General features: G+C 47.5%; 18 protein-coding genes, 1 pseudogene and 1 CRISPR repeat array. Of the genes and pseudogenes, 14 read left to right on the forward strand and 5 right to left on the reverse strand.

Annotated features, from left to right (window positions below; all coding sequences use genetic code 11):
• Positions 1-10: 10 nt before the first annotated feature.
• The 4 genes from trmB to DW817_RS02215 all read right to left on the reverse strand — a co-directional run bounded on the left by trmB (position 11) and on the right by DW817_RS02215 (position 4,387).
• Complete coding sequence (trmB, locus tag DW817_RS02200) at positions 11-649, reverse strand: tRNA (guanosine(46)-N7)-methyltransferase TrmB (protein ID WP_009015070.1); 639 nt, start codon at positions 647-649, stop codon at positions 11-13.
• Positions 650-794: 145 nt separating this feature from the next.
• On the reverse strand, positions 795-2,675 hold the full coding sequence (locus DW817_RS02205) for a sigma-54-dependent Fis family transcriptional regulator (protein WP_009015071.1): 1,881 nt from the start codon (positions 2,673-2,675) through the stop codon (positions 795-797).
• A 20-nt stretch (positions 2,676-2,695) separates the two neighbouring features.
• Complete coding sequence (locus tag DW817_RS02210) at positions 2,696-3,394, reverse strand: C40 family peptidase (RefSeq protein ID WP_016459837.1); 699 nt, start codon at positions 3,392-3,394, stop codon at positions 2,696-2,698.
• 84 nt (positions 3,395-3,478) lie between these two features.
• On the reverse strand, positions 3,479-4,387 hold the full coding sequence (locus DW817_RS02215) for a radical SAM protein (RefSeq protein WP_081690364.1): 909 nt from the start codon (positions 4,385-4,387) through the stop codon (positions 3,479-3,481).
• 283 nt (positions 4,388-4,670) lie between these two features.
• On the opposite strand from DW817_RS02215, the gene rsxC reads away from it, so the two are divergent.
• From rsxC to cas2, 14 genes and pseudogenes are all read left to right on the forward strand, one after another.
• On the forward strand, positions 4,671-6,038 hold the full coding sequence (rsxC, locus tag DW817_RS02220) for an electron transport complex subunit RsxC (protein ID WP_016459839.1): 1,368 nt from the start codon (positions 4,671-4,673) through the stop codon (positions 6,036-6,038).
• Between the two features lie 26 nt (positions 6,039-6,064).
• Positions 6,065-7,075: an RnfABCDGE type electron transport complex subunit D gene (locus DW817_RS02225; protein WP_009015075.1), complete on the forward strand. Its 1,011-nt coding sequence runs from the start codon at positions 6,065-6,067 to the stop codon at positions 7,073-7,075.
• Positions 7,072-7,641: an RnfABCDGE type electron transport complex subunit G gene (locus DW817_RS02230; RefSeq protein ID WP_009015076.1), complete on the forward strand. Its 570-nt coding sequence runs from the start codon at positions 7,072-7,074 to the stop codon at positions 7,639-7,641. The genes DW817_RS02225 and DW817_RS02230 overlap by 4 nt, the downstream gene beginning before the upstream one ends.
• 5 nt (positions 7,642-7,646) lie before the next feature.
• Positions 7,647-8,240, forward strand: coding sequence for an electron transport complex subunit RsxE (rsxE, locus tag DW817_RS02235; protein WP_014128056.1), 594 nt, complete (start codon positions 7,647-7,649; stop codon positions 8,238-8,240).
• Entirely contained in the window at positions 8,240-8,818 is a 579-nt protein-coding gene (locus DW817_RS02240; protein ID WP_009015078.1) for an electron transport complex protein RnfA, read from the forward strand. The genes rsxE and DW817_RS02240 overlap by 1 nt, the downstream gene beginning before the upstream one ends.
• A gap of 17 nt (positions 8,819-8,835) precedes the next feature.
• The gene (locus DW817_RS02245; RefSeq protein WP_009015079.1) at positions 8,836-9,741 is read left to right on the forward strand and encodes an RnfABCDGE type electron transport complex subunit B; all 906 of its coding nucleotides are present in this window, start codon (positions 8,836-8,838) and stop codon (positions 9,739-9,741) included.
• Between the two features lie 48 nt (positions 9,742-9,789).
• Positions 9,790-10,782, forward strand: coding sequence for an FAD:protein FMN transferase (locus DW817_RS02250; protein WP_243634044.1), 993 nt, complete (start codon positions 9,790-9,792; stop codon positions 10,780-10,782).
• Between the two features lie 11 nt (positions 10,783-10,793).
• Complete coding sequence (locus DW817_RS02255; RefSeq protein WP_009015081.1) at positions 10,794-11,171, forward strand: NusG domain II-containing protein; 378 nt, start codon at positions 10,794-10,796, stop codon at positions 11,169-11,171.
• On the forward strand, positions 11,152-11,685 hold the full coding sequence (locus tag DW817_RS02260) for a Gx transporter family protein (protein WP_226828445.1): 534 nt from the start codon (positions 11,152-11,154) through the stop codon (positions 11,683-11,685). The genes DW817_RS02255 and DW817_RS02260 overlap by 20 nt, the downstream gene beginning before the upstream one ends.
• Before the next feature lie 13 nt (positions 11,686-11,698).
• On the forward strand, positions 11,699-12,337 hold the full coding sequence (locus DW817_RS02265) for a uracil-DNA glycosylase family protein (protein ID WP_021736734.1): 639 nt from the start codon (positions 11,699-11,701) through the stop codon (positions 12,335-12,337).
• A 238-nt stretch (positions 12,338-12,575) separates the two neighbouring features.
• A pseudogene (cas12a, locus tag DW817_RS02275) lies at positions 12,576-16,498 on the forward strand (type V CRISPR-associated protein Cas12a/Cpf1).
• Positions 16,499-16,501: 3 nt separating this feature from the next.
• Positions 16,502-17,062, forward strand: coding sequence for a type V CRISPR-associated protein Cas4 (gene cas4, locus DW817_RS02280; RefSeq protein ID WP_051296780.1), 561 nt, complete (start codon positions 16,502-16,504; stop codon positions 17,060-17,062).
• A complete protein-coding gene (gene cas1, locus DW817_RS02285; RefSeq protein WP_165851865.1) occupies positions 17,059-18,027 on the forward strand; it encodes a type V CRISPR-associated endonuclease Cas1 in 969 nt (322 codons plus the stop codon). The genes cas4 and cas1 overlap by 4 nt, the downstream gene beginning before the upstream one ends.
• Positions 18,024-18,296, forward strand: a complete 273-nt coding sequence (gene cas2, locus DW817_RS11000; RefSeq protein ID WP_120110819.1) for a CRISPR-associated endonuclease Cas2 — start codon at positions 18,024-18,026, stop codon at positions 18,294-18,296. The genes cas1 and cas2 overlap by 4 nt, the downstream gene beginning before the upstream one ends.
• Before the next feature lie 124 nt (positions 18,297-18,420).
• Positions 18,421-19,376: a CRISPR direct-repeat array (repeat unit 35 nt; unit sequence GTCAAAAGACCTTTTTAATTTCTACTCTTGTAGAT).
• A gap of 170 nt (positions 19,377-19,546) precedes the next feature.
• On the opposite strand, the gene DW817_RS02295 is transcribed toward cas2, so the two are convergent.
• Positions 19,547-20,647, reverse strand: a complete 1,101-nt coding sequence (locus DW817_RS02295; protein ID WP_243634045.1) for an ISL3 family transposase — start codon at positions 20,645-20,647, stop codon at positions 19,547-19,549.
• Between the last annotated feature and the right edge of the window lie 53 nt (positions 20,648-20,700).

A 20,700-nucleotide genomic window follows, 5' to 3' on the forward strand; every position in this document is an offset into this window, starting at 1 on the left:
TCCTTTCCCACTAAAAAACAACTTCGCAGAAATTGATATTCTTTCCCAAGGCACTGAAGCGCTGTTCGTACTCTGTCTGTGCTTCGTTGAGGATCTCCGTGTGGTGGAGATCCCTGCTTACGGTGAGAAGGGGAAGGCCAAATTCCTTGAATTCTTCCAAGGAAAACTCAAAAAGCGCATCGTTATCGGTCTTGAACCGCAGATGCCCCGCGGGTTTTAGGATTGTCTTATAAAGAGCAAGGAAACTGCGGTAAGTAAGGCGTCGTTTTGCATGACGAGCCTTGGGCCAGGGATCGCTGAAGTTGAGGTAGAGCCCTTCCACTTCCCCTTTTTCGAACCAGTCAAGCAGATGGGCCGCATCAGCCCGCAGAATACGGGCATTATCAATTTCCTGATCCCGCAGTTTTTTCACAGCATAGTAACAGACATCCCGCTGGGTTTCAATGCCAAGGTAGGCATTTTCGGGATGAAGCTGGGCCATTTGGCTGATAAACTGCCCCTTGCCACAGCCAATTTCAAGGTAAAGGGGTTTATCGCCCAGAAGGGCGCGCCATTTTCCCTTGTATGCCTCGAGACCGTCCTCGAGCAGTTCTTTTCCTTTATAGTCTTCCAAGGCCTGGGATATCCAGGGCTTTTTTCGTAAACGCATGGGTCTGGGCTCCTCCTTAGGGTGATCTGCTCCTGGCTTTTTGCAGCCTTTTACGAGGCATTCACAAAAAGCACGAAAAGATGCGTTTTGTCGATGGCAAAGCGCACCTTTCCCGGGACAGATGCGTCCCTATAATGTCCTTGATTTATTTTTTGGGACCTAGGTCGTATTTTTTCAAGTAGCGGTAAAGTGTCACGCGGCTGACTCCGAGCATAATGGCCAGTTTGCTGATGTTGCCACCGGCCTGTTTCCAGCTTGCAACAAAGGCATCCTTATCATGCTTCCAGGATTTTTCAATGCGGTGTTCCCCAGGCAGCTTGATATGGCTGGCGTCGATGACACTGCCTGCCGTATGGAAGAAGGCCTGTTCAATGACTCCCTGGAGCTGCTTGATATTGCCGGGCCAGTGGCAGCTGTTGAGAAGTTCCATGGCCTCGTGGGAAAGCGTCTTTGTCGGCATGCTGTGACGGGCCGCCATTTCCGTAAGGATATGGTTGGCAATGACTTCCACATCTTCCACCCGCTCCCGCAGGGGCGGTACCCGGACGACGGTGCCAATGACCAGTTCATAGAGGCTCTTGGAAAAGAGGCCTTTATCGGTCAGACGTTTCAAGTTGGAGTCACAGGCCGCAATGATGCGGACATTGAATTTCCGGCGAACGCCTGTCTCCTTGTTGAGAACACCGTTTTTCAAAGCATCAGCCAAGACATCGCCCAGCTTCGTCGGGAATTTTTCCACTTCATCAAGGAAAAGCGTTCCCCCATTGGCCAGTTCCAAACTGCCGGCTGCCAGATGGCCCGTACCATCGGTCTTGCCAAAAAATTCTTCTTCCAGTTCCTCTTCCGGTCCTTCGTGACCGCGCACCGTAATGAGCGGAGCCGCAGCCCGTGGACTTGCCTGATGGATACCGTGGGCAAGACGCTGCTTGCCCGTACCCGGTTCGCCTTGGAGCAGGATGTTATTATCCCCGCGGGCGACGCGGGCGGCCTTATGCTGCAGGGCCTGGAACTCGCTGGAATTACCGACCATACTGTAAAGGCTGTAGCGGGAACTGTATCCCGTGGCGTGGGCAATGGTGGTCTTCAAATCCTCGATGGACATGGTGATGACGACGACACTGTCGACACGGCCGCTGTTATAGACGGGCAGGACGCTCGTCACATCTTCATAGGTACGGTCCTGGGTAATCCACGTGATTTCCTTACGGATCGTCTTCTTGCCATCAAAACCTTTTTGTACAGGAATATGTTCATAGTTCAGGAAGACATCTTCCATACGGGCCCCCTCATCCATGCGCAGACGGGCCCGGTCATTGGCGTAGCGCAGGGAGCCATCCCGGTTGACCCAGAAAATAGCTGCAGGGATGTCTTCGGAGATGATGTTGCAGACCTTCCAGTATTCAATCATCTTGAGGTAATTTTCAACGGAATACTTCATGGTCATGAGCAAGCTGAGCAGGATGTCATAAGGCAGGTCATTCTGGTCCAGGCTGAACATGGACAAAAAGTATCGATTCTGTCCATCCACACTGATGGGGGCGGAGCAGGCATCACCGGAATGGCATTCGCGGACCCACATTTCCGGTCCGAACATCAAGAAGGGAACATTGTGGCTGCGGGCCACAGAAAGGCTCGACGTACCACAGTCCTCTTCGAGCACACGCATGCCCTGAATATCATCAATGCTCCGCTGGAAGAACGGCAGGGCATAGTTTTTGAGGACATACCCCTTTTCATCAACGATGATCATGGACAGGTTATGGGAGTTAAAATACTGCTTATTCTGTTCAAAAAGTCCATCCACATAAGTCAGGACATCTTTATGCAGCTCCAACTGCCGGGCCAATTCATTGGCCGAAAGGCGCACCCCATTAGCCGGCATGGTCTCATGGTTCTGTTTACGGGCATCGCAGCGACGCCACGACTCAGCGACCCACGGATGGACATTGGGATCGATGATGCCCTCTTCAATGAACTTATTATAATAACTCGTCAATTTTTCCTTATTGCGTCGTTCCCTAATCATGAACTTCCTCCCTCAACTTGTTAACGATAAGACCGATCCCCAGAAACAAGGACCCGTTTGGCACCGTAATAACGGGACCGCCAATACGGCTCGGAAAGGCTGCACAGACGGACCCCTTTCGACGAAGTCGCACTCCAGAAAAGCCCATTGCCCGCATAGATTCCTACGTGGGAAGCCCCCGGTTCATAGGTCGTAAAGAACACCAGGTCGCCGGGCTTTAGCTGCCGCATGGTCACGAAAAGACCTTTTTCATACTGAAGGTCTGCCGTTCTCGGCAAGTCAGCCTTATGTTTCTTGAAGACGTACTGGACAAACCCCGAACAGTCAAAGGCACGCGGCGTTGTCCCGCCAAAACTGTAAGGGACTCCCTTATATTTGGAAGCGGTCCTTACCACATCTTTGCCCTTGACGCCATGGATTCCCTCTTTTTCAAAAGCAGCTTCATTGATGCGGAAATAGGTCTTATCATCCACCTTCCCTGTAACGGGCAACTTATGGGTCTTTTGGAAGATCCGCACCTGCTTTTCCAGGTCCCGGGAATATTTTCCCGTCAGCGGTGTCTTAAGGCCAAGGGTGTTCAGCTTGGTTTGGACGGTCTTGACCTTCCATCCCTTATCCCCGACTTTGAGGGGGGCATTCTTCTTTGCCGCAAAGCCCAGCGACACCGGCAGGGCAATCATAGCAACGAGAAATGCCGTTAACAGTCTTCGCATTTTCATTTATAGACGCCTCTTTCCTAAAAGCTAGCTGAAAGGGGGAGCTCTCCCCGATGGTAAAAAGGCCAACTGCCTCTTGAAATCTCCTTAATACTCCATATTAGTATAAACTTCCCAATCCGTCAATTTCGAAAGCTTTCCAATGGAAACATCCAGTTCCTGAAGCAAGCGGTCCCGGTCCTTGGGCAGCGTGCCCTTGAGGGGAACATAATTGGAAATATGATTGCTCCTAAAAAGACAGTGCCGATTCGGCGGCAGCTCAATATGGCTGAGGAAGGTCCTCACTTCTTCGGCCAAGCCACAAGGCGAAAGCAGCTCAAATTTGCCTTCTTCAAACTCCCTTAACATCTGCGTTCCTTTATATAGACGCAGCGTCAGGACACTCAGCATGTCAGGCTGAATCTGGGATACTGCATATGCGGTCTTAAGGGCATGACGTGCAGACCCCGCCGCGCCGCCGAGACCAGCAATGACCATCATGGACAGCTTCATGCCGCTTCGTACGACTTTCTGCCCGGCCGCGATGGATTCTTCGGCGGTTACCCCCTTTTGAATCTGCTGCAGGAGCTGCGAGTCCCCTGTTTCAAGGCCAAAATAAAGCATCTTGAGTCCAGCTTCTCGGAGACGCAGCAGCTCCTCATCGCTCTTGCGGAGGATATCCTTTGGCCCCGCGTAGCTTGTGACGCGCTGGAGATTGGGAAAGGTCCCGTACAGGCGGGCCAAAAGAGCAAGGAGCTTTTCCGTCGGAAGGACAAAGGCATCTCCGTCAGCAAGGAAGATGCGCCGTACTTCATCGCCGGCATAGTGGGCGGCCATGGCAATCTGCCGGTCCACAGCCTCGTCCGTATAGACTGAGAAGGGAACGTCCTTATACATGGCACAAAACGTGCAGCGATTGTGGGCACATCCCCGAGTGACACGAAGGATGAAACTGTTTGCTTCACTGGGGGGCCGGAAAACCGGCGTCTCATAATCATCAAAGTACAGTCCAAACATGAAGATTTCCTTTCTCACACAAAAACTCTTCCAATAAATATAGTCAGTATATTCAAAGCATTATCGCAATTCTTACAGCTGTACAAGTCCACCTGTATCGTGTTCATTATTATAAACTATTTTACACTTTTTTACATTACGTTTTGTAAACTTTTTGAGAAAAATTTTCCATTATAAGGGATATCTTATCCACAGGAGACTTCCTCCTTCTACTTGTAATTTACTTCTTAACCATATATAATTTTGTTTTGAAGTTGAACATGAAAGGTTAGAGGTGAACTACATGTCTACACAAGAAGCAACTTTTATGGGTGGTGTCCATGTACCTCCCAGCAAGTCCTTGACTGACAAAGTGGCCATCGAAAGATGTCCCGCACCTGACATGGTCTACATTCCTCTCTCCCAGCATATCGGCGCACCGGCCAAGCCGGTCGTCAAGGCAGGAGATAAGGTAACCCTAGGTCAGGTCATCGGTGAGGCAGGCGGTTTCGTCAGTACCAACATCCATGCCAGCGTCAGCGGCACGGTCCTGCGCATTGAAAATCGTTACATGCCCCAAGGGACAATTTCCCAGTGCGTCGTCATCAAGAACGACAAACTCGATACGCCCTGCGAAACCATCAAGGAACGCAGCGACGAGGAAATCACGCCGGATGTCATCCGCACGGCCTTGCGGGAAGGCGGTTCTGCCGGTCTTGGCGGGGCAACGTTCCCGACAGCGGTCAAGTACGCGCCTCCGAAGGAAGGGGCCCGTCCTATTGACACGATCCTGTTAAACGGCATCGAATGCGAGCCTTTCATTACGGGTGACCATCGCATCATGCTCGAATGGGCTGATGAAATGATCCAAGGCCTGAAATATTTCATGATGGCCTCCGGTGCCCAGAAAGGCATCATCGGCATCGAAGACAACAAACCCGATGCCATCGCCCTTGTTAAGGAAAAAGTCGCTTCCGAACCGAATATCGAAGTCTGCGTCTGTGCAGAAAAGTATCCGGAAGGTTCCGAAAAACACCTGATTTACGCGGCCACCGGTCGTACGGTTCCTGACCGTGGACTGCCTGCCGATGTCGGCGTCATCGTCGACAATGTCGGGACTGCGGTTGCCTGCTACCGTATGGTGAAAAAGAACATTCCTCTATATGAACGCGTCACGACCATCAGCGGTGACGGCGTCAATAAACCGGGCAACTACATCTGCCGCCTGGGCACGCTCTACAGCGATGCCGTGGAACTGGCTGCCGGCGGACTCAAAGGCACTCCGGGCAAGTTCATTTCCGGCGGGATGATGATGGGCTTTTCCACGCCGAGCCTCGATTACCCCATTGCTAAATGGTCCGGTGCAGTCCTTATCTTCAATTCCGAATCTCCTTTTGCTCAATATGTCGAACCCAGCCCCTGCGTCCATTGCGCTCGCTGCGTCGACGCCTGCCCCATGAAGCTGGAACCGACGGAAATCGTTCAAGCCGTCAAACGCCAGAACTGGGAAGAAGCAGAACGGTTCTCCTGCCATGCCTGCGTCGAATGTGGATCCTGCGCCTTTGTCTGCCCTGCCCACATTCCTCTGGTCCAGTACATCCGCATGGGCAAACAGTTCATCAGGGGAAAAGGCCATGGCGGTCACAACCCGTTCTATAAACTGGATAAATAATTACGCGAAAGGACTGGATATTGATTATGGAACCTATTAAAGAGCCTACGCCATTGGTTCTTGTCACCTCCTCCCCGCATATGCACTGCGGGCTGACCATTGGCAAGTCCATGAGAGAAGTCATGTTGGCCCTTGTACCGGCTATCATCGCTTCTGTTTATTACTTCCGCATGAGCGCCGCCATTGTCATGGTGACTTGTGTTGTTTCTGCCATTGTCTTTGAAACCATCTGCAATAAAGTCATGCACAAGCCTAACACCGTACAGGACGGCAGTGCAGCCCTGACGGGCCTGCTCCTTGCGATGTGCCTGCCAGCCTCCATGCCGCCCCTGTTTGCGGCCATGGGCAGCATGTTCGCCATTGTTGTCGGCAAGGCTGTCTTCGGCGGTCTGGGCTGCAACATCTTCAACCCGGCCCACATCGGCCGTGCCATCCTACTGGCGTCCTTCCCGCAGCAGATGACAAACTGGGTTCTTCCGGCTACAGCAGCTGCTTCCGACGCAGTCAGCACAGCCACCCCGCTTGCTGTCATGCGGGCTACGGAAAAGATCTGGCAGGCCGGCGGTGCCGCCAGTGCGGCCAAGCTTCCTGACCTCATGAACCTTTTCTGGGGCAATGTCGGCGGCTCCCTCGGTGAAACCTGTGTACCGGCCCTCGTACTTGGCGGTCTTTACCTCATCTACAAGAAACTCATTGATTGGCGTATCCCTGTCTTCTATCTCGTCACCGTGGCCATCCTGACAGGTGTGTACGGTGCCGTTATGGGCTATCCCAGCACCTTCCCCCTGTATCATCTGTTTGCCGGCGGTCTCATGATTGGTGCCTTCTTCATGGCAACTGACTGGGTCACGAGCCCGATTACCAAAAAAGGCAAGATCATCTATGCCATTGGCCTGGGTGTCCTGACCTCCCTGATCCGTCTGCGTGGCAGCTACACCGAAGGCGTCTGCTATTCCATCCTGATGATGAACATGGTCACCCCGATGATTGACCGGTTCGTCCGGAACGTATCCTTCGGAGGAGGTCTCAAAAAATGAGTAATTTCTTCGTAAAACTGACATCCACCCTTCTCATCACCTGCGCTGCCAGTGTTGCCCTCGTTGCCGGCGCTCATGAAGGGACCAAGGAAATCATTGCCAAAAAGCATGAAGCTGATACAAAAGCAGCTTACAAGCAGGTCCTCCCTGACCTGGGCGACCTCCAGAAGGAAAAGGCCCCGGGAGACCTCATCAGCGATATCCAAAAATCCAGTAAAGGCGGCAAAGCCAACGGTTATATCTACACTGTCGATCCCAGCGGGTACGGCGGCAAGATCAAACTCATGGTCGGCATCGACGCCGAGAAAGGGACCATTACGGGCATCAAGGTCCTGAGCCATTCGGAAACCCCGGGTCTGGGTGCCCGCAGCACCGAACCGGAATGGCAGGCTCAGTTCAAAGGAAAATCCCTGAAAAATGACCTTGTTGTCACCAAACAAGATCCCACGAAGGACAATGACATCCGTGCCATCACGGCTGCCACCATCACTTCGAGAGCGGTCGTTACAGGCGTTAACGCGGCACGCGACCACTACATGAAGAATTTTGCTAACGGAAAGGGCTGATCGGCATGCTGTCAGATTTGACAAAAGGTATCATTAAAGAAAACCCGCTGTTTGTCCAGCTCCTGGGTGTTTGTCCCTCCCTGGCAACAAGCGGATCTTTGGAGAATGCGGTCGGTATGGGCTGTGCTTTTACCTTCGTCCTGTTCTTCTCCAACATCATCATTTCCCTGATCCGGAAACTCATTCCCGATCAGGTCCATATCCCGGCTTACATCGTCGTCATCGCATCCCTCGTAACCATCCTGGAAATGCTGATGAACGCCTTTGTTCCGGCCCTGTATGAATCTCTGGGTGTCTTCGTTCCCCTGATTGTAGTTAACTGCATCGTTTTGGGCCGTGCAGAAGCTTTTGCCTGCAAACACGGCGTTGTTTCCTCCGCCCTTGATGCCATTGGTATGGGCATTGGCTTTACTTTCGCCCTGAGCCTCATTGCCCTCTTCCGTGAACTCATCGGTTCCGGCAAACTCTTTGGTCATGTCGTGCTTGGCAGTGCCTACACCCCGGTCCTCATCTTCATCCTGCCGGCAGGTGCCTTCCTGACCATGGGCTTCGTCTTTGCTATGGTTAACTACTTCCGTCAGAAAGGAGATGCTCGTTAATGGGAGACAGTATCTTTGGAATCTTATTCAGTTCCATCTTCGTCAGCAACATCATCTTATCCCGGTTCCTGGGCATGTGCTCCTTCTTGGGCGTTTCCAAGAACTTCAATAACTCCCTTGGCATGGGGGCAGCCGTAACCTTTGTTATGCTTCTTGCTACCATGCTTTCCTATGCCCTGTACCACCTCATCCTGGTCCCCTTCGATCTGACCTACTTGAAGACCCTTGTCTTCATCCTGTCCATCGCGACCTTGGTCCAACTCGTTGAAATGTTCATGAAAAAGACGATGCCTGCCCTTCATAAGGCCATGGGGATCTACCTGCCCCTGATCACCACGAACTGTGCCATCCTGGGTATCGCCCTTATCAACGTTGAATCCAACTATAACTTCCTGCAGTCTGTTGCCAACTCCATCGGCACGTCCCTGGGTTACACCATGGCCATCCTGCTCTTCTCCTGCATCCGCGAAAAGCTCAATGAGGATATGATCCCCAGCTGCTTGAGAAACCTGCCGATTGCCTTGATTACGGCCGCCTGCATGTCCATCGCCATGATGGGAATGAGCGGTATTCATTGAGTTAGGAGCTGAAAGATATGGAAACTGCTGTTATTATCATTGCCATCCTAGGCGGCGTCTTCGGTGCCATCCTTGCCATCGCCGGCAAGAAACTGGCCGTTGAAGAAGATCCCCGCAAGGATGAAATCCTGGCCCTCCTGCCGGGCGCCAACTGCGGCGGCTGCGGCTATGCTGGCTGTGCTGCCATGGCAGATGCCATCGTCGCCGGCCAAGAAGAAGGCGCCATGAAATGTGCAGCCTGTGCTGCCGAAAACAAAAAGGCCATCAAAGCGGTGATGGGCCTTGCAGCTGACGACGACGAAAATGCCGTCCGCATGATTCCCCGTCTCCACTGCAATGGGTGCAAAGAAAACCGCCCGGCCAAATACAAACGGGAAGGCGTCAAGAACTGCTTCCTCGCCGCGGCTACCGCTGGCGGCCCTGGCCAGTGCAACTTTGGCTGCTTTGGCTGTGGCGCCTGCGTTGATGCCTGCAGCTTCGGCGCCCTGGCCATGGGAGAAAATGGCCTGCCCCAGTTCGACTATGATAAATGCGTTGGCTGCGGTGCCTGTGCCTCCACGTGCCCGCAGTTCCTCATTGAAATGATGAAGGCTTCGAACAAGGTTCTGGTCCAGTGCAACAACCGTGAAAAAGGCAAAGCCGCTATGACTGACTGCGGCGTTTCCTGCATCAGCTGCGGACTGTGCGCAAAGAACTGCCCGAAACAAGCCATCACCATGGAAGACGGTGTCAATGGCAGCATCCCTGTCATCGATTACGATAAATGCGTTGGCTGCGGACTGTGCGTACAAAAATGCCCGCGCAAGTGCCTGGTCAAGATCACACCGCTTGAAGCTCCCCAGCCTTCTGCAAAAAGACCGGATCCGGTGGGCTGTGTTGCCTGCCAGACGGCAGAAAACCTCAACCAAGAAGCCCAGCAGTAAGCTAGGCGCCATTTCAAAAAGAATGGATCTATGATGAGAAAAATATGGATGATTCTTTTAAGCAGCCTGTTTCTTCAAGGCTGCTTTTTTCAAGACCAAAACAGCACCATCCATCATGAAGATACACGCTTCATGATGGATACCATCGTCACCATTGAAACAACGGGGAAAAGTGAGGACACCCTCAAAAGTACAACCGACAAGGCCTTTGCCGCCTTCCAAGAGATTGCTGATGAAACGGATTCCTACGCACCCCATGGTCCTAAGGACCTTTATGCCATCAATGAAAAGGCAGGGACGGGGCCCCAAAAAGCGGCCCCCCACCTCCTTGCCATCCTAAAAAGCGCAGCTAGCCATCCCCATCAGGAACTTTCCCTCACCTTAGGACCTGTCATCAAGATCTGGAACGACAATCGAGAGAAAAAGACCGTGCCTTCCAGAGCTGAAATTGCTGACGCTCTCACCCTCACCAAAGGTTCCCGCGTCAGGATCGACGAAACAACGGGCACCCTTACCCTCATGCCGGGGACCCAGATCGACCTGGGAGCTGTGGCAAAGGGCTACGCCGTGGAAGAAGCGGCCAAGGTCCTCCAGAAGGAAGGCGGCTTCCAAACCGCCCTCATCAACGCCGGCGGCAACATCAAGGTCCTTGGGGAAAAGCCTGATCACAAACCTTGGCGCATCGGCATCCAGGACCCGAAGGATCCGGAAAAGGTCCTGGGAACCCTTTCGGTTCCTCCCGGTACAGCCATTGCAACAAGCGGCGACTATCAGCGCTATTACGAAGTAAGCGGCGTCCGCTACCATCACATCCTCAATCCGCAGACGGGCTGGCCCAGCCGCAATGCCCATTCCGTTACAGTCGTTACCCAATCGGCCTTTTGGGCAGATTTTTATTCCACCCTGCTCTTTGTCATGACACCTAAGGACGCCATGGCCCTTGTTGAAAACAATCCGTCCCTTGAAATGGTCTATCAGGACCTGGATGGAACGCTCCACATTTCCAGCGGACTCAAGGACCTTTTCGTCCAAGGTCAATAAAGGAGGTTTTCATGCGCAAAAATGATGGACGGCTCATTGCCGTCATGGCTCTTGCAGCCGTACTCAGCTTCCTCTTCATCAATATGACCCAGAAGGGAACCCATAAAGAACTGGTCATCCAAAAGGATCGGGCCGTCATCAAGCGCGTGGATCTGGGAAAAGTTACGGCTGATACGAAACTGACCATTGATGTGGATGACGGACAGATGGTCATCGTCTATAATAAGGATGGAGCTTGGGTCGAATCATCACCCTGCCCCGATAAAATCTGCATTAAGGAAGGCCGGATCCAGAAACCGGGAGAGACCATTGCCTGCGTCCCGGAAAAGGTGCTTCTGACCCTCCAAAGTGCTGCAAAGGAGCGTGAACATGATGCCATCCTCCGCTAAGGGGTTCAGCGCCCACGACCTGACCCAGCTTGGGATCCTTTTGGCAGCCGCCATTGCCCTGCGATTTGCCGAATCAACCGTAGCCTACCTGCTGCCTTTGCCGGGAGCCCATTTGGGCCTTGCCAATGCCGTGACCATCATCGTCCTCTACCTCTACGGAACGAAACGGACGGCCCTTTTTCTTGCAGCGAGGATCCTTTTGACAGGCCTCCTTTTTACCGGCCTTTTTTCCCCAGGCTTCAGCATTGGACTTGCCGGTGCTGTCCTGAGTTTTCTTTTCATGGCCCTTGCCGTCCAGAAGGATTGGTTTTCCAGCGTCGGCGTTGGCGTCCTCGGTGCCTTCACCCATAACTGCGGTCAAATCCTTGCGGCCATGGTGCTCATGCAGAGCACAGCCCTTGTGAGCTACCTGCCCTTTCTCATCGGCATTGGAATTCCCACAGGTATCTTTACGGGACTTGTTGCGGGCATTTTCCTGAAACGGGTCCCAGCCAACGAATGCCTGCGTAAATAAGGAGGTCTTTTGGATGGAAGAACTGGACATACTCCAAAGAAAAATGGAAGATTGTACAGCCTGTCCCCTGCGCGGTGACTGTATTGCTCCGGTTGGCTGGTTTGGGGATCCCCACAGTCCCCTCGTCATTGTCGGCGAAGGACCAGGCGGCGTCGAGGATGACTATGGCTGTCCCCTTATCGGCCCCAGCGGACAGCTCCTGGATAAGGCGCTCTGGTCCGTCAAAATCACACGGGACCATGTCCTTACAACAAACGTCATTAAGTGCCGGCCTAGGAACAACCGGACACCAACGCCGGAAGAAGCCGCTTTCTGCGCCCATCGCATCCTTGACGAGGAGCTGCGCCTTATTGCGCCCAAAGTCATCATTGCCTTGGGCGGCGTAGCCCTCAAATACTTCAAAGGTCCCGAGGCCCGCATCACCAAGGAACGAGGCCAATGGTTCCGGACAAACCAAGGCTTTGACGCCATTGCCACCTTCCATCCCTCCTATCTCCTGCGCCTATCGGGAAAAGCCCAGATTGACGCCAAGTGGCAAGTCTTCCATGACCTTGAAGCGGCAAAAGCCAAAGTCCTTGAATCCGTTCCCGATTATCCCTTTTGTTCCGACCATCCGGTCAATCTCTTTGCCCGCTTCCGCAAGCGGGAATAAGTCCGAGAAGGATGGGAAGTCATCATTGATTTCCTGTCCTTCTCTTTTTATTTTCACTTTTGTCCCTACGTCAAGACCTTTTTTGTAAAAAAAGAAAACAAGCCCCATATTTTTCCCATTAATTTGACAGTTCATTGAAGTGTGTTAAGATAGAACTGACACGAATAGAAAGCATCAGGCTAAGCCATCCAGAAAGAATGATACCAAGTCAGGCAGACTTACCAAGGAGGAATAATTTATGACCCAATTTGAAGATTTTACCAATTTATACCAAGTTTCGAAGACCCTTCGTTTTGAACTGATTCCCCAAGGAAAAACACTCAAACATATCCAGGAGCAAGGGTTCATTGAGGAGGATAAAGCTCGCAATGACCATTACAAAGAGTTAAAACCAATCATTGACCGCATCTATAAGACTTATGCTGATCAATGTCTCCAACTGGTACAGCTTGACTGGGAGAATCTATCTGCAGCCATAGACTCCTATCGTAAGGAAAAAACCGAAGAAACACGAAATGCGCTGATTGAGGAGCAAGCAACATATAGAAATGCGATTCATGACTACTTTATAGGTCGGACGGATAATCTGACAGATGCCATAAATAAGCGCCATGCTGAAATCTATAAAGGACTTTTTAAAGCTGAACTTTTCAATGGAAAAGTTTTAAAGCAATTAGGGACCGTAACCACGACAGAACATGAAAATGCTCTACTCCGTTCGTTTGACAAATTTACGACCTATTTTTCCGGCTTTTATGAAAACCGAAAAAATGTCTTTAGCGCTGAAGATATCAGCACGGCAATTCCCCATCGAATCGTCCAGGACAATTTCCCTAAATTTAAGGAAAACTGCCATATTTTTACAAGATTGATAACCGCAGTTCCTTCTTTGCGGGAGCATTTTGAAAATGTCAAAAAGGCCATTGGAATCTTTGTTAGTACGCCTATTGAAGAAGTCTTTTCCTTTCCCTTTTATAATCAACTTCTAACCCAAACGCAAATTGATCTTTATAATCAACTTCTCGGCGGCATATCTAGGGAAGCAGGCACAGAAAAAATCAAGGGACTTAATGAAGTTCTCAATCTGGCTATCCAAAAAAATGATGAAACAGCCCATATAATCGCGTCCCTGCCGCATCGTTTTATTCCTCTTTTTAAACAAATTCTTTCCGATCGAAATACGTTATCCTTTATTTTGGAAGAATTCAAAAGCGATGAGGAAGTCATCCAATCCTTCTGCAAATATAAAACCCTCTTGAGAAACGAAAATGTACTGGAGACTGCAGAAGCCCTTTTCAATGAATTAAATTCCATTGATTTGACTCATATCTTTATTTCTCATAAAAAGTTAGAAACCATCTCTTCAGCGCTTTGTGACCATTGGGATACCTTGCGCAATGCACTTTACGAAAGACGGATTTCTGAACTCACTGGCAAAATAACAAAAAGTGCCAAAGAAAAAGTTCAAAGGTCACTAAAACATGAGGATATAAATCTCCAAGAAATTATTTCTGCTGCGGGAAAAGAACTATCAGAAGCATTCAAACAAAAAACAAGTGAAATTCTTTCCCATGCCCATGCTGCACTTGACCAGCCTCTTCCCACAACATTAAAAATCAGGAAGGAAAAGAAATCCTCAAATCACAGCTCGATTCGCTTTTAGGCCTTTATCATCTTCTTGATTGGTTTGCTGTCGATGAAAGCAATGAAGTCGACCCAGAATTCTCAGCACGGCTGACAGGCATTAAACTAGAAATGGAACCAAGCCTTTCGTTTTATAATAAAGCAAGAAATTATGCGACAAAAAAGCCCTATTCGGTGGAAAAATTTAAATTGAATTTTCAAATGCCAACCCTTGCCTCTGGTTGGGATGTCAATAAAGAAAAAGATAATGGAGCTATTTTATTCGTAAAAAATGGGCTCTATTACCTTGGTATCATGCCTAAACAGAAGGGGCGCTATAAAGCCCTGTCTTTTGAGCCGACAGAAAAAACATCAGAAGGATTCGATAAGATGTACTATGACTACTTCCCAGATGCCGCAAAAATGATTCCTAAGTGTTCCACTCAGCTAAAGGCTGTAACCGCTCATTTTCAAACTCATACCACCCCCATTCTTCTCTCAAATAATTTCATTGAACCTCTTGAAATCACAAAAGAAATTTATGACCTGAACAATCCTGAAAAGGAGCCTAAAAAGTTTCAAACGGCTTATGCAAAGAAGACAGGCGATCAAAAAGGCTATAGAGAAGCGCTTTGCAAATGGATTGACTTTACGCGGGATTTTCTCTCTAAATATACGAAAACAACTTCAATCGATTTATCTTCACTCCGACCTTCTTCGCAATATAAAGATTTAGGGGAATATTACGCCGAACTGAATCCGCTTCTCTACCATATCTCCTTCCAACGAATTGCTGAAAAGGAAATCATGGATGCTGTAGAAACGGGAAAATTGTATCTGTTCCAAATCTACAATAAGGATTTTGCGAAGGGCCATCACGGGAAACCAAATCTCCACACCCTGTATTGGACAGGTCTCTTCAGTCCTGAAAACCTTGCGAAAACCAGCATCAAACTTAATGGTCAAGCAGAATTGTTCTATCGACCTAAAAGCTGCATGAAGCGGGTGGCCCATCGTCTTGGGGAAAAAATGCTGAACAAAAAACTAAAGGACCAGAAGACACCGATTCCAGATACCCTCTACCAAGAACTGTACGATTATGTCAACCACCGGCTAAGCCATGATCTTTCCGATGAAGCAAGGGCCCTGCTTCCAAATGTTATCACCAAAGAAGTCTCCCATGAAATTATAAAGGATCGGCGGTTTACTTCCGATAAATTTTTCTTCCATGTTCCCATTACACTGAATTATCAAGCAGCCAATAGTCCCAGTAAATTCAACCAGCGTGTCAATGCCTACCTTAAGGAGCATCCGGAAACGCCCATCATTGGTATCGATCGTGGAGAACGCAATCTAATCTATATTACCGTCATTGACAGTACTGGGAAAATTTTGGAGCAGCGTTCCCTGAATACCATCCAGCAATTTGACTACCAAAAAAAATTGGACAACAGGGAAAAAGAGCGTGTTGCCGCCCGTCAAGCCTGGTTCGTCGTCGGAACGATCAAAGACCTTAAACAAGGCTACTTGTCACAGGTCATCCATGAAATTGTAGACCTGATGATTCATTACCAAGCTATTGTCGTCCTTGAAAACCTCAACTTCGGATTTAAATCAAAACGGACAGGCATTGCCGAAAAAGCAGTCTACCAACAATTTGAAAAGATGCTAATAGATAAACTCAACTGTTTGGTTCTCAAAGATTATCCTGCTGAGAAAGTAGGAGGCGTCTTAAACCCGTATCAACTTACAGATCAGTTCACGAGCTTTGCAAAAATGGGCACGCAAAGCGGCTTCCTTTTCTATGTACCGGCCCCTTATACCTCAAAGATTGATCCCCTGACTGGTTTTGTCGATCCCTTTGTATGGAAGACCATTAAAAATCATGAAAGTCGGAAGCATTTCCTAGAAGGATTTGATTTCCTGCATTATGATGTCAAAACAGGTGATTTTATCCTCCATTTTAAAATGAATCGGAATCTCTCTTTCCAGAGAGGGCTTCCTGGCTTCATGCCAGCTTGGGATATTGTTTTCGAAAAGAATGAAACCCAATTTGATGCAAAAGGGACGCCCTTCATTGCAGGAAAACGAATTGTTCCTGTAATCGAAAATCATCGTTTTACGGGTCGTTACAGAGACCTCTATCCCGCTAATGAACTCATTGCCCTTCTGGAAGAAAAAGGCATTGTCTTTAGAGACGGAAGTAATATATTACCCAAACTTTTAGAAAATGATGATTCTCATGCAATTGATACGATGGTCGCCTTGATTCGCAGTGTACTCCAAATGAGAAACAGCAATGCCGCAACGGGGGAAGACTACATCAACTCTCCCGTTAGGGATCTGAACGGGGTGTGTTTCGACAGTCGATTCCAAAATCCAGAATGGCCAATGGATGCGGATGCCAACGGAGCTTATCATATTGCCTTAAAAGGACAGCTTCTTCTGAACCACCTCAAAGAAAGCAAAGATCTGAAATTACAAAACGGCATCAGCAACCAAGATTGGCTGGCCTATATTCAGGAACTGAGAAACTGACAGATGGAAGACGATTGGATTCAAATCTCCCAATTGAATGATTTTATCTTTTGTCCGGCGTCCATATATTTTCACAATCTCTATGGACGCCAGGCAGTCCTGACTTATCAGAGTCCTGACCAGCTCAAAGGAACTGCCGCACATTCTGCAATCGATCAGCGCCGATATAGTACCCATAAAAATATCTTACAATCACTGTTCGTTGAATCCTCAACATATGGACTGATTGGAAAAATAGATTTATTTGACAGCTCGACAAAAACTCTGATTGAACGCAAAAAACAAATTAAGACCATCTATGATGGCTATATTTTTCAAATTTATGGTCAATATTTCTGCATGATAGAAATGGGATTCCAAGTAGACCATCTACAACTCTATAGTTTGGATGATCATCGAAAATATGACATTTCCTTACCGAAGGACGATCAACCTATGTTTCAAAAATTTGAACAACTACTTAAGGAAATGCGCCAATTTTCACTGTCTTCCTTTAAGCAACAAAATCAAAAGAAATGTCTCCACTGCATTTACGAGCCAGCCTGCGACAGGTCCCTATTATGATGACAATTAACGATTTTTGCGCAAAGCAAATTGCCTTTATTTTTTTAGGGCAAGGAGAAAAGCTTTCATTTCGCAATGATAACCTTCTTATTCTCGATAAAGACAAAAAAATAAAATACCAAATTACGTGTTATCGCATCTTTGCCCTTTTCATAGTAGGACACTTCGTCCTAACAAGCGGATTGATTCAACGCTCCCATAAATTTGGATTTCCGATTTACCTCATGACAAATTCCCTAAAACTTTATGAATCCTTTGGTGGACAGATGGATGGAAATGTACTTTTAAGGAAAGCGCAATACGAATACGAGGGACTTTCCATTGGAAAACATATCTTGTCTAACAAAATTCTTGTACAAAGATCCGTCCTTAATCTGCAAAGAAAAAAAGATGCTTCCTTACTAAATGCTATTCACCTATTGGCTGACTATAATCAACGAATTCATGATTATGAAGGGCCCTTGGATGGATTATTAGGATACGAAGGAGCGGCAGCGCGCCTTTATTTCAAGCATGAGTTCAACAATATTTCTTGGACAGCAAGACATCCCCGTATCAAGCCAGATTATATCAATGCCACTCTTGATATAGGGTATACCATTCTTTTTAACTTTATTGACGCTCTCCTTCGTCTCTACGGGTTTGATACCTATTGCGGTGTCCTTCATCGCCAGTTTTATATGCGAAAATCCCTGGTCTGTGACATCATGGAACCTTTTCGGCCTATCATTGATCACCAAATTCGTAAAGCAATCAATCTCAATCAATGTAAAGAAACTGATTTCACTGAAGTCAACCGCCAGTACCTATTACAGTGGAAAAAGAATAAGGATTACGTCGCATTTCTACTTAAAGCAATTTTAGACTACAAACGTGACATTTTCTTGTATATCCAGCAATATTACAGGGCTTTTATGAAACACAAAAACCCTGACGAGTTTCCCCTCTTTATAATAAAATCATGATTATCCTAAGCTATGATATTTCAGATGATAAACTGCGGGCACGTTTTGCCAAATATATTCTAAAGTTTGGTCATCGCATCCAATATTCAGTTTATGAAATTGATAATAGTAAGCACATATTAGATAATATAATTTGCGAAATTCAGAACCATTTCATGAAAAAGTTTGATCAATCGGACAGTATCCTCATCTTAGAATTGACTTCATCGTGCAAAGTAATTAAAATGGGATATGCAGCTAATGAAGACTCTGATATGGTCATTGTCTAACCTGCAAACCTCCAACTTACTATTGCTAAGGAGTATATATTTTGTATAAAAGGTCTTTTGTCAGCATATTTTTTCAATATATGGTCTTACTTGGCGCCAAAAATGCATTCATATGCAGATAGGGGTCAAAAGACCTTTTTAATTTCTACTCTTGTAGATCGGCACGCTTTCCGGATCCAGCTTTAGTCAAAAGACCTTTTTAATTTCTACTCTTGTAGATGCAAAGATGCCGATTTCCCTGGAAACAGTCAAAAGACCTTTTTAATTTCTACTCTTGTAGATTCAAAACCAGTGCCGGCGAAAAGATTGTCAAAAGACCTTTTTAATTTCTACTCTTGTAGATGCAATCCGCTTTGATAGTAATTGCCGGGTCAAAAGACCTTTTTAATTTCTACTCTTGTAGATTTAAGGCAAGAAATAGTAGCAATCAGCGTCAAAAGACCTTTTTAATTTCTACTCTTGTAGATAAAAAGGTGTTGACATATACCGCCAGTCAAAAGACCTTTTTAATTTCTACTCTTGTAGATAAAAATACATTCGGGGACACGGCAGAAGTCAAAAGACCTTTTTAATTTCTACTCTTGTAGATTCTTGTGCGTCACCAGCGCCAATAGAGTCAAAAGACCTTTTTAATTTCTACTCTTGTAGATAAGGGTTTCCTTACGGAGCTTCTTTTGTCAAAAGACCTTTTTAATTTCTACTCTTGTAGATACCGCTATTACGTCAAAAAAGGCGATGTCAAAAGACCTTTTTAATTTCTACTCTTGTAGATTCCATCAGTTCTTTCCCTCCTTTTCTGTCAAAAGACCTTTTTAATTTCTACTCTTGTAGATTAGATCGATTTTTTCAAACTCAAACAGTCAAAAGACCTTTTTAATTTCTACTCTTGTAGATGGAAAACGTACCGGGAGCCTTTTCAAGGTCAAAAGACCTTTTTAATTTCTACTCTTGTAGATAACTGTGTGGCGTCCTGGGCGTGGGTGTCAAAAGACCTTTTTAATTTCTACTCTTGTAGATTGTTTCTGAGTCTAGCGAGCTAAGAAAAGTCAAAAGACCTTTTTAATTTCTACTCTTGTAAACGATAGCCATTGCTCCAATGCAATGCCAAAACATTTTTTGTTTTTGACTCTTTTGGATTTGAATTTTCCTTTTCCTATCACGCCTTTATCTATTCAACAAAACCCTTTCGTTCTTCCTGTAGCGGAAGGGCCTTTTTCGGTTCTTTGTCAAATTTTGGGGTGCTAAAGTGTCTATGCACTTCTGGAGAGGACATGCACTGAATACAGTGCGTGTCCTTTTTCGTTGCGTGTGTTAATGTACAAGCTCCTATGACGAAAGCGCTCAAAATTGCGCAGACCAAATGAAATCCGTTTCAATACCTTGATTTTATTGCTGCAGCCTTCAGTAAAACCGTTGGAGTAAGGATATATAAGGGCGCTCCTGATTTCTTCGTACCAATAGGTAAAGGACTTAACCAGAGAGTTCATTTCCGGTAAATCAGCGCTTTTTACTAGGTTTCTCCATGCTGAAAGTGCCCAAGAAATGTTGGCATGATCTTTGAATCGAAGCACCTTGGAAAATGCGTATTTTAGCGCGTAAGCACATCTTAGACGAGGGAAGCAGCGAAGGATTCCCTCCAGCTTTATAAGCTCTTCTTCGGCTAATTTCTCATATGGTTTCGTTAAGATTGTCTTGTTGGACTTAAACATTCGGCTATGGTGACAAAGGCGCTTTTGCTCTGCTTTGCGAACGCGCTCCATGGCCCATTGGACTAAGCGGATCATATGAAAACGGTCTGCCACGATGCGCGCCTTGGGGAAGATCGTTTTTATGACTGAACGGAACTGCATAGACATGTCCATTGTGACAAATTCTACTTTTCGTCGTTCACTCATTGGAAATTGATAGAAATACTGGAGCAGAGCCGGTGTGGTTCGAACCGGAAGAATGTCCATTATACGCTTGTTTTCAGAGTCAGTGATGATGACTTGGTACTTCTGACCGGCAGCATTTCCTTTACATTCATCGATGGAAAGCACGCGAGGAAGGTGACTGGGACGAGGAATATGGACTTCATTAAAGACGCGAATGACCTGACTGGTGATGACATGGCATCGTCTGGCCACTTCTTGGAAAGAAAAAAGGTGTTGACGCAGCTCCTGAAGCATGACTTGTTGAAGCGAGGAAGAGGTTTGGAAATACGGAGAGGCAAAGGGGCTCTTCTCGTTAAATGTGTGACCACAGCTGCATATATAGCGTCTCTGGCGATACAGGAGATGCAACTCTTTATGGAGAAGTGGGGAATGTTTGATGAGGCGCGTATAGTAGCCCTTTATGCGTCTTAAAGACACGCACCTGGACGGTCACTTTAGCGCCCCAAAATAAATTATAGAACACCTTTTTC

It is taken from the genome of Acidaminococcus sp. AM33-14BH, assembly GCF_003603525.1.
GTDB classification, from domain to species: Bacteria; Bacillota; Negativicutes; order Acidaminococcales; family Acidaminococcaceae; genus Acidaminococcus; species Acidaminococcus intestini.